Raw genomic sequence first — 13,836 nt, 5'->3', positions numbered from 1 at the left:
TCGGAATCTTAGTCTGGGCATTATTATTAGGGGTAGCATTAAAGCATGCACCGGCTTCTACTAAAACAATGATCACAGACTTTTCAGACGGGCTGTCTCAAATTGTAAGATGGGTTATCCATTTAGCTCCATTCGGGATCATGGGATTAGTGTTCAATTCAATTGCAACCAGTGGACTAGCCTCATTATTACAGTACGGTAAATTATTAGGCTTATTATTAGGAGCTATGGCATTTATGGCACTGGTGGTAAACCCGATAATCGCATTTATCATGATGAGACAAAACCCTTACCCATTGGTATTCAGATGTTTAAAAAGAAGCGGAATTACAGCTTTCTTCACCAGAAGTTCCGCTGCAAATATCCCGGTAAACATGGAATTATGCGAGGAATTAGGATTAGACAAAGACATGTATTCAGTATCTATCCCTTTAGGAGCTACTATAAACATGGCAGGAGCAGCTATCACAATATCTGTATTAACCCTTGCAGCAGTACATACATTGGGTATCCAAGTAGACTTCGGAACTGCTCTTATCTTAAGTATCTTATCGGCTGTCAGTGCTTGTGGAGCATCTGGTGTAGCAGGTGGATCATTACTTCTTATCCCGTTAGCCTGCAGCTTATTTGGTATCCCAAATGAAGTAGCAATGCAGGTAGTTGGAGTAGGATTCGTAATCGGAGTAATCCAGGATTCAGTAGAGACTGGTCTTAACTCTTCAACAGACGCATTATTTACAGCTGTAGCTGAATTTGCTGAGTGGAGAAGAGAAGGAAAGAAAATCGTTATCAATAAAGAGCTTAACCTATAAAAATTAAAAAACCCCTTCAGAAAATTCTGAGGGGGTTTTTGCTATAATATGTGTCGAGAGAGGTTTTTTAAAGTACCCTAAGTTTATAACCCACACCATTCACTGTCTTGATACTTTTGGAGATACTTTTCAACTTCTCTCTTAGTTTGGAGATGTACATATCCACCGATCGATCCCCTGGATGATAGGCTATGCCCCATACCTTATCTAAATTTTTTTCCCTGGAAAGAACTACTTCTTGATTTTTAAAAAGAAAAAGAAGAAGATCGTATTCTTTCTTAGATAATTCCACCTCGATCCCATTCTCGGTGACAAGGTGCCTTTCGTCGTCGATGGCTACATCCTTAAAGATATATTTTTTATTGTTTCTAGATCCGCCGGATAGAAGTTTTTCAGCTCGGAGTATTAGTTCCCTGGGATCAAAAGGCTTTTTTATATAATCATTTGCCCCTATTTCGAGAGCTGTCAGTACGTCTTCTATCTCAGTTTTAGATGAGGTCATTATGATCACAGGACTGCCATATTCATGGGGAAGATCCCTGACTATCTTGGTAAAGTTTTTTCCATCCAGACTGGGAATTCTAATATCTATAATCACAACCTCTGGCTTAATTTTTTTTAGAAGTTTGAGGCCGTCCAATCCATCTGATGCCATTTTTACTTTAAAACCATTTTTTTTTTAAAAACAACCTATAAGTTGTTGTGTTCTCAGATCATCATCCACAATCAATGCCTTCACATCGGCCTCCTTATCCTAAAATTTTTTATTTATTTTTCAAGTTCTTGTTTTCTCAAATTTTCCCCGCTCATGGTATAAATAAGACCCTTCCCTAGCTGCATAATCTTGTCTGACAGTCGTTCAAATTTCTTACTTAAAAGCAGGATAATAGATCCACCTTCAATATTTTCAGGACTTTCCTTCATGAAATCAATTATCTCATTTACGACTTCTATCCTCATTTCATCTATTTCTTCATCACAAGCCAAAAGAGTATATATTTTTTTCTCATCCCTTTCTATAAAGGCCTGCATATAGGTTTCAAATATATCGTGAACCTTATTTGCCATCTCCTCTATTATACAGATGTGCTCCTTTGTTCCATTACCATCTTTATTAAGTTTTCTCATAAGTCTGAGGTTGTTTTTCAAAAGGTCTCCCATCCTCTCCAACATCTTAACGCAGTCGATAAAGGTAAGGAGAGCCCTTAAATCCCGTGCTGCCGGCTGAAATCTGACTATAGCTAAGATAGAATCCTCCCTTATCTTTACCTCATAGGCATTTATCCTGTCTTCAACTACCTTTGCTTCCCCATAGAGTGATTGAATAAACACTCTTTTTTCAAGCATCTCCATATTTATTTTGAAAAGTCTATCTACATTTTTAAACATTTCAACAAATTGTTCTGTTATGCTGTCTATTCTTTCATGAAGATTTTTCATTTTATCCCCCTTGTTTTTTTTAGGAGTTTTCTACTCCTATCTTATTTATTTGTTTTATCCGAATTTACCTGTGATATAGTCCTCTGTTTTCTTATTATCAGGGTTGGTAAAGATCTTCTCTGTCCTATTGAACTCTTCCACTACACCTTGGTAGAAGAATCCAGTATATTCAGAGATTCTTGCCGCCTGCTGCATATTATGAGTTACTATGATTATAGTATAATCCTTCTCTAATTCTCTTATTAATTCTTCTATTTTTGCTGTAGATATGGGATCCAATGCTGATGTAGGCTCATCCATCAAAAGAATCTCTGGCTTTACTGCGATGGCTCTTGCTATACATAGTCTCTGCTGCTGTCCCCCAGAAAGGCCCAATGCTGATTTATGAAGTTTTTCCTTTACCTCATCCCATAGAGCCACTGCCTTTAGACTCTCCTCTACTATTTCATCTAAGACCTTCTTATCTTTTTCACCGTGAAGTTTTGGACCATAGACGATATTTTCATAGATAGTCTTTGGGAATGGATTCGGCTTTTGAAATACCATTCCTACTTTTTTTCTAAGTTCAACTATATCGTATTTCTTGCTGAAGATATTGTCTCCATCCAATTTAATTTCTCCCTCATATTTTGATATCTCTATAAGGTCGTTCATTCTATTTACCGACCTTAAAAATGTGGATTTACCGCATCCAGAGGGGCCGATAAGAGCCGTTACTTTATTTTTATAAAAATCCATATTAACATTCTTTAAGGCCTGAAATTCTCCATAGTAAAAGTTAAAGTTTTTTACTTCCAACCTAAGGTCATTATTTTTCATCTTTTTTATTCCTCCTAAAATCAAAGCTATATTATTAAACAGTTTAAAAGCTATCTCCGTTTATTAAATTTCGTTCTTACATATGCTCCTAACAAGTTAAATCCTACTGTTATAAATACTAAAACAAATAATGTTCCATCCATGTTAGCCTTTGGCATATTAGGAACTTGAGTAGCTATTACATATAGATGATATGGTAGTGTCATAGCCTGGTCCCAGATACTCTCCGGTAAAAATGGTAGGTAAAATGCTGCTACAGTAAACATTATCGGAGCCGTTTCTCCTGTGGCTCTAGATATACTCAAGATAACTCCTGTAAGTATCCCAGGTGATGCCGCTGGAAGAACAACCTTCCATGTAGTTTCCCATTTAGTTGCACCCAATGCCAGAGAAGCCTCTCTCAAGTGATTAGGTACCGCCAATAGAGATTCCCTGGTGGCTGTGATGATTACCGGCAGACACATTATCCCAAGGGTTAAAGAACCTGCTATAATCGAAGCTCCCATACCCATATATATTACGAAGAAAGCCATTCCGAAAAGCCCGTATATGATGCTTGGTATCCCTGCCAAATTAACTATTGTAAGGTTTATAGTCCTTCTTATCCAATTGTCCTTTGAATATTCTACAAGATAAACTCCTGTAAGTATTCCAAATGGAACAGATACAAGGATAGTTCCCAATGTAAGGTAGATACTTCCTATGATCGCCGGTAAAATTCCTCCAGCCCTCATCCCGTCTTTTGGAGCCTGAGTTAAAAATTCCCATGAAATAGAGGGTACTCCTGTAAAGACTATATATCCTAGGATGAGAACTACCGGAAGTATAGAGAGTAATCCTACTGCCTTTATAGAATTCTCTATTATTTTTTCTCCTTTTCCCTTTAGTATGCTCATTATTTATCTCCTTTTAATATTTTATTTTCCCATTATCTTTCTAGACTTATGTATAAAATGATCGGCTATTGTATTTGTAGCAAAACTGATAGCGAACAATACTAGTCCTACTGCGAAAAGAGAATAATAATGAGTACTTCCTTGTACTACCTCTCCCATCTCAGCAGCAATGGTTGCCGTAAGTGTTCTTACCGGTGAAAGCACACCAGCATCTAAGATCGGTGCATTACCTGTTACCATAAGTACCGTCATTGTTTCCCCTATAATCCTTCCAAATCCCAGCATGATTCCTGCGAATATCCCAGGGAAAGCTGCCGGTAAGATTATCTTAATTATTGTTTCCAATTTATTAGCTCCCAAAGCCAAAGATGCTTCCTTATAGGATTTATCCAATGCTCTGATTGAGTCTTCCGATATACTCACCATGGTAGGTATCGACATAAAGGCTAATAATATACCACCTGTAAGTGCTGTAAGCCCTGTATTCAATCCAAAGAACTCCTTGATTGGATTAGAAAGAACATAGAGCCCTATATAACCTAATACTACCGAAGGTAAAGCTGCCATAGTCTCTATAAGAACCTTAAGTCCCTCTCTAGTCTTGGGTTTTGCATATTCAGCTATATATATCGCTGTTATCAGACTAAGTGGTACAGATATCCCCAGTGCCACCAATGTTACCCAGAAACTTCCCATAAATAATGGAAGCAGTCCATATTTTTCAGAAAGGGATATCCATTCCTTTCCCATAAAGAAATCTCCCATTGGAAACTCTGTAAAAAACTTCATACTGTTTGTGAAAACAAACAAGAATATTAAAAATACAATTATTATGTTAAATCCTGCTATTCCGAAGATACTATTTTTCATAAATAAATCTTTAGTTTTTCTTATATTCATTATTTTTTCTCCTTATTCATAATTATTATCTTAAGCTTATAACCGATATTTTGCAGTTATAAACTTAAAATAACAGAACTTTTTACAATAATCCCTACATTTAGGCAGGGATTATTGAATTATGTATCTATTTATTTAAATTACTTGGCTGGTACAAATCCTTCTGATTTAACAATTTCTTGTCCCTTAGGTGAAAGTGCAAACTCTACTAATTTAGCTGCATCACCTTTTCTATCTGCATCGACATACCAGTAAACCTCTCTCGCAATCGGGTAACTCTTATCTGCTACATTTTTAAAGCTAGGTTCTACATTATCTACAGATAATGCCTTTACTGAATCTTCCATATATCCCATACCTATGTATCCTAAAGCATATTTATTGTTTTTAACCTCTTGAAGTATTGCTTGGTTTGAAGGCATGTATAGTGTTTTTTTTCCATATTCCTTTTCACTCTTCTTATCTCCATTTCTAACGATTGCCTCTTTAAAGTAAGAATGTGTTCCTGACGATGAATCTCTCGATAAAACTACGATTTCAGCGTCGTCTCCTCCTAATTCATTCCAGTTAGTGATCTCTCCTGCGAATACCTTTCCTAGGACAGCCCTATCTAAGTTCTCTATCTTATTGTCATGATTTGTGATTACAGTTATTCCATCGAATCCAAGTACGATCTCCTCCAGATCAATTCCTACCTCTTTGGCTTTTTCTAATTCCTTATCCTTTATCGATCTGGAAGCCATTGCGATATGTACTGTACCGTTTAATTTTGCTGCGATACCTGTTCCAGATCCACCCCCTGTAACTGCAATCCTTGCTTCTTTATTTTCTTTCATGAATTCCTCAGATATAGCTTGAGAAGTATTTAATATTGTATCTGAACCTTGTAATTTAATTACCTCTGACTTAGTTTTTCCCTCTCCACATGCTACCAATAGTAATAACGATGCACCTAATAATATTTTCTTTAACATTTCATAACCTCCTCGATTTATTTATTTCTTATATTTAGAAGTTTACAGTATCTGTGTAAATACAACATCTATATCCTGTAAAAAAAATGTAAATGTAATTTTTGTTTTGTAAAAAATATGTAAAAAACTTATATAATTACTTACTCTTTTTTTTACCTGCTTTTAAAACTTTTTTTTTAACATTAAAGAGTGTTTGGAAATTTAAAGGAGGACTGCCATACAGATAACCATAGAATTAGAGATTTAGAGATTAAAAAAAAAGGCCGTTGCAGTATTGATAACATTACAATACTTTTGCAACAGCCTAAAATGATATAAAAACTTAGGATATTTTTTATCCATATCTGCTGATTAAAGTGATTTAAACACCCTTTCGGCAAATTCCCTTGCAGCTTTCACTGCAGATTCATTTTGAAAATATTTCTTCCCGTCAATATCCCGAACAGCTAACTTTCCTATATATTCTAGGTTTGAATGTTTTGAATATCTCCTGAGCCCTTCCTCAAAAACTCCGGCTCCCTCTTCTATTTCATAGCCGCATGTTGTAATTAATCCACACTTTTTCCCTTCCCAAAGGCAGGGGCCCTTGGAGTCTCCATAATATTTATTCATCCCATAAACCAGCCTGTCCATAACTGCCTTCATAGGCGGTGTGCAGTACCATGAATAGATAGGCGTTGCAAATATAATACAGTCGGATCTCAAAACAGCTTCATATATTATATTCATGTCATCCTCCTTGGGACAGCCTGGATTTTCAAAAATATTTTGACATGTCCAGCATGCTGTACAAGGTTCTATATGTTTATCTTTAAGTGTTATATAATCGATATCTACTCCCAGCCTCTTTAATTCATCCACAAAAGGTTCCAACAACAATGCAGTATTACTGCTATTTCTTAAACTCCCGAACAAAATACATACCCTCATGATTCCTCCTCATTTTTTTCAGTATACAATCTTCCTATATTAGGGTACCCTCACTTTTTCTGGAAGTCAACTCTATATAGTTCCCCTTATCTCCCGTAAATTTTGTTTTATATCCCTCATTTCCTTTAAAACTCATCAAAATATATGGTATAATTTAAACAATAATTTGGCCGAAAGCCGTAAGGAGTGAATTATGAGTAAAAGAATAGCCACTATGTCGATATTTGTTGAAAATAGAGAGAGTATAGCCAGTATAAACAAGATATTAATGGATTTTTCCGAAGAAATAATTTCCAGGATGGGAATTCCTTACAGGGAAGCCGGTATTTCTGTTATTGTGTTGATTTTAGAAACAGATAATGATAAAATAGGAGCACTATCAGGTAAAATAGGTAATCTTAAGGGTGTGTCTGTAAAGACTGCTGCCAAGAAATAACCTATTTATCCTAATTACAAGGAGATTTATTGAATTTCTGAGTAAAAGGGAGATGATTGAAAGTCATTTTTTTATTTTAGATCATGTGATTTTTATATCAGTCTTCAAATTATTAAATTTTGGAGGTATAAGATGAATAACTTAGCATGGAAAGAAGAGGTTAAAGAGGAAAGTTTTATCAATTCTGATTTAATCGAATCACTATTATTGACTAACCCTACAGATGAAGATTTTTACAGGGTTATGGAAAAGGCAAAAAAAGGTGAAAGACTTAGTTTGGAAGAAACAACTGTTCTTTTAAATACCGAAGATCAGGATAAGATCGATGAGATGTTTGCATTGGCAAAACATATCAAAGAGGATGTCTATGGAAATAGAGTAGTATTATTTGCTCCCCTGTATCTGGGAAATAAATGTACCAACTCCTGTACCTACTGCGGGTTCAATGTTCATAACCAGCAGATGAGCAGAAAGACACTTTCCCTGGATGAATTGGGGCAAGAGATAGAAGCCCTTGTAGACGAAGGTCATAAGAGACTTATCCAGGTATACGGTACCCATCCCGACTATTCTCCTGAATATATCAGAGATACTGTAAATAAAACTTATTCTATAAAAAAAGGTAATGGAGAGATCAGGCGTGTCAATATAAATGCAGCTCCTCAGACTATTGAGGACTTTAAAATTATAAAGGAATCGGAGATTGGAACATATCAGATATTCCAGGAAACATATCATGAGCCCTCTTATGCAATGGTTCATCCAAAGGGAGAAAAATCTAACTTTAAGTGGAGATTATTTGGTCTGTCCCGTGCTATGAAAGCGGGAATAGACGATGTAGGTATCGGAGCATTGTTTGGTATCTATAAGTGGAAATTTGAAGTTTTAGGATTGATGCAGCATGTGGAACATTTGGAAGATAATTTTGGTGTAGGACCCCATACAATATCGTTTCCCAGGTTAAATGAAGCTTCCGGAGTCAACCATGATGATAAATACCTGATCAATGATATGGAATTAAAGAGGATCATAGCTGTCCTGAGGTTGGCAGTTCCCTATACGGGACTTATCCTGACAGCCCGTGAAAATGCTGAACTGAGACGTGAATGTATGGAACTTGGAGTATCTCAGATCGATGCCGGTACTCAGATAGAATTACAGGGATATTCCACTAAAAAAAATAAATGCCAGCAGGATTTAGATAAGGAGCAGTTTAAGATAGGTGATTCCAGAGATCTGGATGATATCTTAAGGGAACTTATGGAAAACGGATTCACTCCTTCATTCTGTACAGCCTGTTACAGACTTGGCCGTACCGGGGAACACTTTATGGAATTTTCAAAACCTGGATTTATCCATAATTTCTGTACTCCAAATGCTATCCTGACTTTAGCTGAATATCTTGAAGATTATGCCAGTGAAGAAACTAAAAAAGTAGGTTATGATTTAATCGGTTCCAGCGTCGGTACATCCAGATTAACTGAAGAAACTAAGGCTTCTCTAAAGGTAAAATTAGAGGAGATAAAAAATAGCAAGAGAGACCTGTACTATTAGATCAAAAAAAGCGTAGATTTTTCTACGCTTTTTTTGATTTAATTATTTTGACTTATTTAACCCAGCTATTCTTGCTTCGGTTTCTCTTCACATCGTAAAATTTATTTTTACTAAAATTAAGAGACCGTAGGAACTATTAAAGGAATCTTTTTATTGATCTCGTAAAGTGATAGTGTATATAACCTTTAAATTTTAGGAGGAAAAAATATGAAAAAATTATTATTTTTGATCTTTAACCTTATATTTTTCATCTCTTGTTATACATCTTCGCCCCCTGTATCTGATTTTTCCAGGGATCTGCCTGTCCCTCCTCTTTTAGAGGGAACACTTGCAGATGGGGAGATCAACTATGAATTTGAGGTAAAAAAAGGAGAAACTGAAATTATAGAGGGGATAAAAACCGAAACCTATGGATATAACGGAAATATTTTGGGTCCTACTATAAAAGTTCGGAAAGGGAAAAATTATAGGTTTAAAATATATAATAACCTGGGAGAAAGAACCAGCGTCCACTGGCATGGTCTTCGAGTTCCCGGCGAGATGGATGGCGGCCCCAATCAAATGTTTATTGATGGAGATTACTGGGAACCACATTATAAAATAGAACAACCTGCCGCTACCCTGTGGTACCATCCCCATACTTGGCATAAAACAGGGGAACATGCATATATGGGCTTAGCTGGTATCTATATTATAGAAGATGAAATCTCCGATAATCTCCCCATTCCAAAGGAGTATGGTGTAGATGATTTTCCAATTATTGTCCAAGATAAACGATTTGATAGATGGGGAAATCTGGTCTATTCCAATGAACATATAGGGGCTATGTATGGAATGAGAGGAGATACCTTAATAGTCAACGGAATCCTTGCTCCCGCTTTAGATATAAATAAAAAATATATTCGATTCAGAATTTTAAACGGTTCCAATGCCAGTAATTATTTATATAGCTTCAGCGATAACAGGGATTTTTACCAAATAGCTACCGATGGCGGGTTTTTAGAAAAATCCAATAAACTAAAAAAAATATTCCTATCTCCTGGTGAAAGGGTGGAAATCATTGTGGAGTTTAAGGACCAGGATAAAAATAAAAATTTATATCTACGTACAGATAATAAAAATATAATGAAATTCAATGTAAAAAAATTAAATAAAAATATAGAAAAAATCCCTGCTAAGCTGGTAAATTTTCAAGAATATGATATTCCATTCAATGTAAAAACCAGAGAATTTATCCTCCAGGGATTGGGACACATGGTTACTATCAATGGAAAACAAATCAATATGAACAGAGTTGATGAATATGTTAATTTAAATGAAATTGAAATATGGGAGATTAGAAATATTGGAACTATGCACGGCACAATGATGGGGGGGATGATGGGAGGAGGCAGGATAAATCCAAACGATGACACTGGTTTTTCCAATGGCGGCAGATCCCTTAACGGCCATTCTTTTCATGTACACGCAGTACAATTTAGAGTTCTAGAAAGAAATGGCCAAAAACCAAAAGCCTTTGAAGATGGATGGAAAGATACGATTTTTATCGATATGGAAGATGTTGTCAGGGTTGCTGTTAAATTTGAAGATAAAGGGTTATTTATGTACCATTGCCATATCTTAGAACATGAAGATAATGGAATGATGGGAACTTTTTTAGTAGAATAAAGATAAAATAGAGGAGATTTTCTTATCTCCTCTATTTTATCTTTAATTTCCAATTCCTCCTACTTTCAATTAATTATGATATAATATATATTATAATTAAATATTATTATTGGAGGTAAAAAATGAGAATACTTAGAAAAGTTACCCTGGAAAATACAAAATTAGAGGGAAAAAAAATATATAAAAGAATAGCTGCCAGGGGAATTATCTTAGACGGTGAAAACATCTTACTGCTCTATACAAAAAGGTATGATGACTACAGTTTCCCAGGGGGAGGAGTCGACCAAGGCGAAAATCTTATCGAGGGTGTAAAAAGAGAGATCAATGAGGAGACAGGAGCTAAAAATATAGAGATATTGGCTGAATATGGTGTCTATGACGAGATGAAACCTATCCATAAAAAAAACTATGATTATGTCAATATGACCTCACATTTTTTCATCTGCGATATCCACAAGGAATTAGGAGAAACTAATTTAGAAGATTACGAGATCAATAATGGTATGGATGCCAGATGGGTAAATATCTATGAGGCTATTGCCCACAACAAAGAAGTTATCAAAAATCAGCCTGAAACCATTGGTCTTTTTATAGACAGAGAATTATTTATGCTGGAATTAGTGGCAAAGGAATTAATAGAGAAAAATTAAAAAAACTTTACCACCAATTGTCACTAATCTACACGAAATGAAAGATAAGATTTTGAAACAGACGATTTTTTACGACTAGGATTAAATAAGAAATGATAAAAACCAAAACACTAACCGCAAATTGCGCTAATATTTTAATTGGAGATGATTGGTGGAAATTGGTGGCAAAAACAGAATTTGAATTTTATTAATCCGTGGAGATCAGAGCTCTTGTCAGATTTAATCCGCGTTCTATAGATTCGCGTAATTCGCGGTAAAAAAAGGAGTTAGTTATGAATAAAGCTTATGAAATTTTAAAAAAATATTTTGGATATAGCAGTTTTAAAGAGGGACAGGAACCCATCATTAAAAGTATCCTGGACGGCCATGATACCTTGGGAATTATGCCCACCGGGGGAGGTAAATCCATCTGCTACCAGATTCCCGCTCTGATATTTGAGGGGATAACCCTTGTGGTGTCTCCTCTAATCTCCCTTATGCAGGATCAGGTAGATGCATTGAATACATTGGGAGTATCATCGGTCTATATCAACAGCACCCTGACACCTAAAGAGATGCACACCATCTATATGGAGATCTCAAATGGAGACCATAAGATTATCTATGTCACCCCGGAAAGATTTGAAAATTCAGAGTTTATCGACAGGATCAGAATGGAAAAGATATCCCAGATAGCCATAGACGAGGCACATTGTATCTCCCAGTGGGGGCATGATTTTAGAAGATCATACCTCAATGTTCCTGATTTTATAAAACAACTTCCCAGCAGCCCGATAATTACAGCATTTACAGCTACTGCAACTCCCAAAGTCAGGGAAGATATTATAAAAAACCTGAGGTTCAAGCCCAATGTCTTCATAAGCGGGTTCGACAGGAAAAACCTGAAATTTACCACTGTAAAAGGTGTTAACAGTTTGTCCTATATCAAAAAATACCTCAAAGAACACAGCGATGAGGGGGGAATTATCTATGCCTCCACAAGGAAGGAAGTCGATTCCATCTATTCAGAGTTAGCTGACCGTGGATACAGGGTAGGGAAATATCATGCCGGGATGTCCGATAACGAAAGACAGCAGAACCAGGATGATTTTATAAATGATAAACTAACCCTCATGGTTGCCACCAATGCCTTTGGGATGGGAATAGATAAGTCCAATGTACGTTTTGTTATCCACAGCAACCTGCCAAAAGATCTGGAAAGCTACTATCAGGAAGCCGGGAGAGCCGGGAGAGACGGGTTGGATGCTCACTGTATATTAATATTCAATCCCAAAGATATACAGACCCAGACTTTTTTCATAAACAACAATCAGTTTGAATCCTCCGAGGAGATCATGAATATCAAACGGGAAAAATTGGGTTCCATGGTGAACTACTGCCATACTTCTAAATGTGTCAGATCATATATTTTAGAATATTTTGGGGATGACAGGATAGAAAACTGCGACAATTGCAGTAACTGCCTGGATGACGGTGAAGTAGAAGACATCACAATTGAGGTTCAAAAAATACTTTCCTGTGTCTACCGTACAGAGCAGAGATTTGGAATAAATATGATTGTAGGAGTCCTGGGAGGCTCTAAAAATAAGAGTATCCTCAACTGGAATTTAGACAAAGCATCTACCTATGGGCTCCTCTCCGATTATTCCCAAAAAGACATCAGAGCTTTGGTGGACCTCCTTGTAGGAGATGAATATTTAGAAGTTACTAAAACAGAGTTCCCGACTTTGAGGCTGACTAAAAAAGCCTTTGAATTTATAAAGAGTAAGGAGAATTTTACCAGAAAGGTAACGAAAATCCAGAGAAAAACTACCTATGAATGGGAGGGCAGCTTTGATCTCCTTCGTAAACTTCGAGCTGATATTGCAAGGACTGAAGGGAAACCGCCATATACTATATTTTCCGATAAAACCATCCAGGAGATGGCCAGATATCTCCCTACTGACTATGAAGGTCTATTGGATATAAGTGGTGTAGGAGAGAAAAAATATGAAAAATACGGAATAAAATTTTTAGAGGTAATAAAAGAGATAAAGGGAGACACCAGCCCCATAGAAGTGAAGGAAGTCCTAAAAAAAGAGGCTAAACCTAAAAAAGCAAGTACCAAGGACAGCACCCACAGGATCTCCTACCAATTATTTTTAGAGGGTAAAAATGTGGGTGAAATTGCAGCTGAAAGAAAAAGTAAGTTCGATACCATCCTCAGCCATCTCTTCAAATGTATGGACGAGGGATTAGAAGTTGACCTGTCCAGGATCGTGGACAGTGAAAAAAAGAAAACGATACTGGCTGCCATAGAAAAGGTCGGCGGAACTCTCCTCCGGCCCATAAAAGATGAACTTCCCAAGGATATTGAATATTATGAGATCAAGGCGGTACTTCAGGAGCTCAAAGTAAATCAAGTGTGATTAAGTAAAACAGAAGCTCAGAAACTAAGCTTTGTCCGTCTTTCTTTGTAGTTTAGGTTCACGAGTGTTAAATTTAGATTCTAAAGATTCCATCTTTAATACGGGTCTCTTTTCTCTTGAAAGAAAACGAGACGTAAAAGTTCAAGAAGGTTTATAATTGTCTTAGTGAGTAGCTCACAATCGTCATTGTAGAAACAGTACTGCTGAAGCTCAACGACTATAAACTTCGATTAAAAAGTGAAAATCTCTCTCCCTGTGGAGGGAGAGAGAAAGAAAGAGAGAGGGTCTCTTGGGATGACTATAAGCTTCAGAAAATTTTATTGAAAATAACCTAAAAAAAGTAGAGGAT

General features: G+C 36.3%; 13 protein-coding genes and 1 pseudogene. 6 read left to right on the top strand and 8 right to left on the bottom strand.

Annotation, left to right across the window (positions count from 1 at the left end):
• Positions 1 to 812 (top strand): serine/threonine transporter SstT (sstT, locus tag DYH56_RS13420; RefSeq protein ID WP_114643392.1); only part of this gene is annotated, 812 nt, incomplete at its 5' end.
• 67 nt (positions 813 to 879) lie between these two features.
• Here the strand turns inward: sstT and DYH56_RS16400 are convergent.
• The 8 genes and pseudogenes from DYH56_RS16400 to DYH56_RS13385 all read right to left on the bottom strand — a co-directional run bounded on the left by DYH56_RS16400 (position 880) and on the right by DYH56_RS13385 (position 6,771).
• Positions 880 to 1,104 carry a winged helix-turn-helix domain-containing protein gene (locus DYH56_RS16400; protein WP_255414724.1) on the bottom strand — a complete coding sequence of 75 codons (225 nt, stop codon included), beginning with the start codon at positions 1,102 to 1,104 and terminating at the stop codon, positions 880 to 882.
• Positions 1,105 to 1,221: 117 nt separating this feature from the next.
• A pseudogene (locus tag DYH56_RS16395) lies at positions 1,222 to 1,476 on the bottom strand (response regulator); the annotation flags it as partial.
• Positions 1,477 to 1,580: 104 nt separating this feature from the next.
• The gene (locus DYH56_RS13410; RefSeq protein ID WP_114643391.1) at positions 1,581 to 2,252 is read right to left on the bottom strand and encodes a phosphate signaling complex PhoU family protein; all 672 of its coding nucleotides are present in this window, start codon (positions 2,250 to 2,252) and stop codon (positions 1,581 to 1,583) included.
• Positions 2,253 to 2,306: 54 nt separating this feature from the next.
• Entirely contained in the window at positions 2,307 to 3,071 is a 765-nt protein-coding gene (pstB, locus tag DYH56_RS13405) for a phosphate ABC transporter ATP-binding protein PstB (protein ID WP_114643390.1), read from the bottom strand.
• A 50-nt stretch (positions 3,072 to 3,121) separates the two neighbouring features.
• On the bottom strand, positions 3,122 to 3,967 hold the full coding sequence (pstA, locus tag DYH56_RS13400) for a phosphate ABC transporter permease PstA (protein WP_114643389.1): 846 nt from the start codon (positions 3,965 to 3,967) through the stop codon (positions 3,122 to 3,124).
• A 21-nt stretch (positions 3,968 to 3,988) separates the two neighbouring features.
• Complete coding sequence (pstC, locus tag DYH56_RS13395; protein ID WP_233500045.1) at positions 3,989 to 4,867, bottom strand: phosphate ABC transporter permease subunit PstC; 879 nt, start codon at positions 4,865 to 4,867, stop codon at positions 3,989 to 3,991.
• A gap of 140 nt (positions 4,868 to 5,007) precedes the next feature.
• Positions 5,008 to 5,841, bottom strand: coding sequence for a PstS family phosphate ABC transporter substrate-binding protein (locus tag DYH56_RS13390; RefSeq protein ID WP_114643387.1), 834 nt, complete (start codon positions 5,839 to 5,841; stop codon positions 5,008 to 5,010).
• 351 nt (positions 5,842 to 6,192) lie between these two features.
• On the bottom strand, positions 6,193 to 6,771 hold the full coding sequence (locus tag DYH56_RS13385) for a flavodoxin family protein (RefSeq protein WP_114643386.1): 579 nt from the start codon (positions 6,769 to 6,771) through the stop codon (positions 6,193 to 6,195).
• 193 nt (positions 6,772 to 6,964) lie between these two features.
• Here DYH56_RS13385 and DYH56_RS13380 point away from each other — a divergent pair, with 193 nt between their 5' ends.
• The 5 genes from DYH56_RS13380 (at position 6,965) to recQ (ending at position 13,487) form a co-directional block, all read left to right on the top strand.
• Positions 6,965 to 7,207, top strand: coding sequence for a TM1266 family iron-only hydrogenase system putative regulator (locus tag DYH56_RS13380; protein WP_114643385.1), 243 nt, complete (start codon positions 6,965 to 6,967; stop codon positions 7,205 to 7,207).
• A 132-nt stretch (positions 7,208 to 7,339) separates the two neighbouring features.
• Positions 7,340 to 8,761: a [FeFe] hydrogenase H-cluster radical SAM maturase HydG gene (gene hydG / locus DYH56_RS13375; RefSeq protein ID WP_114643384.1), complete on the top strand. Its 1,422-nt coding sequence runs from the start codon at positions 7,340 to 7,342 to the stop codon at positions 8,759 to 8,761.
• A gap of 207 nt (positions 8,762 to 8,968) precedes the next feature.
• Entirely contained in the window at positions 8,969 to 10,429 is a 1,461-nt protein-coding gene (locus tag DYH56_RS13370; protein ID WP_114643383.1) for a multicopper oxidase family protein, read from the top strand.
• Between the two features lie 122 nt (positions 10,430 to 10,551).
• Positions 10,552 to 11,079 (top strand): NUDIX hydrolase, encoded by a 528-nt coding sequence (locus tag DYH56_RS13365; RefSeq protein WP_114643382.1) that lies wholly within the window; start codon positions 10,552 to 10,554, stop codon positions 11,077 to 11,079.
• Positions 11,080 to 11,351: 272 nt separating this feature from the next.
• Positions 11,352 to 13,487, top strand: a complete 2,136-nt coding sequence (recQ, locus tag DYH56_RS13360; RefSeq protein WP_114643381.1) for a DNA helicase RecQ — start codon at positions 11,352 to 11,354, stop codon at positions 13,485 to 13,487.
• Positions 13,488 to 13,836: the final 349 nt, after the last annotated feature.

It is taken from the genome of Psychrilyobacter piezotolerans, from assembly GCF_003391055.1.
Classification (GTDB): Bacteria; Fusobacteriota; Fusobacteriia; order Fusobacteriales; family Fusobacteriaceae; genus Psychrilyobacter; species Psychrilyobacter piezotolerans.
The sequence above is the reverse complement of the archived record's forward strand: the minus strand, read 5'-3'. Positions and strand labels throughout refer to the sequence as shown.

Bases quoted from the DNA above. Each gene is read 5' to 3' on its own strand.
- pstA (WP_114643389.1), bottom strand. From the start codon at position 3,967: ATGAGCATACTAAAGGGAAAAGGAGAAAAAATAATAGAGAATTCTATA.
- DYH56_RS13410 (WP_114643391.1), bottom strand. From the start codon at position 2,252: ATGAAAAATCTTCATGAAAGAATAGACAGCATAACAGAACAATTTGTT.
- pstC (WP_233500045.1), bottom strand. From the start codon at position 4,867: ATGAATATAAGAAAAACTAAAGATTTATTTATGAAAAATAGTATCTTC.
- pstB (WP_114643390.1), bottom strand. From the start codon at position 3,071: ATGAAAAATAATGACCTTAGGTTGGAAGTAAAAAACTTTAACTTTTAC.
- DYH56_RS13390 (WP_114643387.1), bottom strand. From the start codon at position 5,841: ATGTTAAAGAAAATATTATTAGGTGCATCGTTATTACTATTGGTAGCA.
- DYH56_RS13365 (WP_114643382.1), top strand. From the start codon at position 10,552: ATGAGAATACTTAGAAAAGTTACCCTGGAAAATACAAAATTAGAGGGA.
- DYH56_RS13385 (WP_114643386.1), bottom strand. From the start codon at position 6,771: ATGAGGGTATGTATTTTGTTCGGGAGTTTAAGAAATAGCAGTAATACT.
- DYH56_RS13370 (WP_114643383.1), top strand. From the start codon at position 8,969: ATGAAAAAATTATTATTTTTGATCTTTAACCTTATATTTTTCATCTCT.
- recQ (WP_114643381.1), top strand. From the start codon at position 11,352: ATGAATAAAGCTTATGAAATTTTAAAAAAATATTTTGGATATAGCAGT.
- DYH56_RS13380 (WP_114643385.1), top strand. From the start codon at position 6,965: ATGAGTAAAAGAATAGCCACTATGTCGATATTTGTTGAAAATAGAGAG.
- hydG (WP_114643384.1), top strand. From the start codon at position 7,340: ATGAATAACTTAGCATGGAAAGAAGAGGTTAAAGAGGAAAGTTTTATC.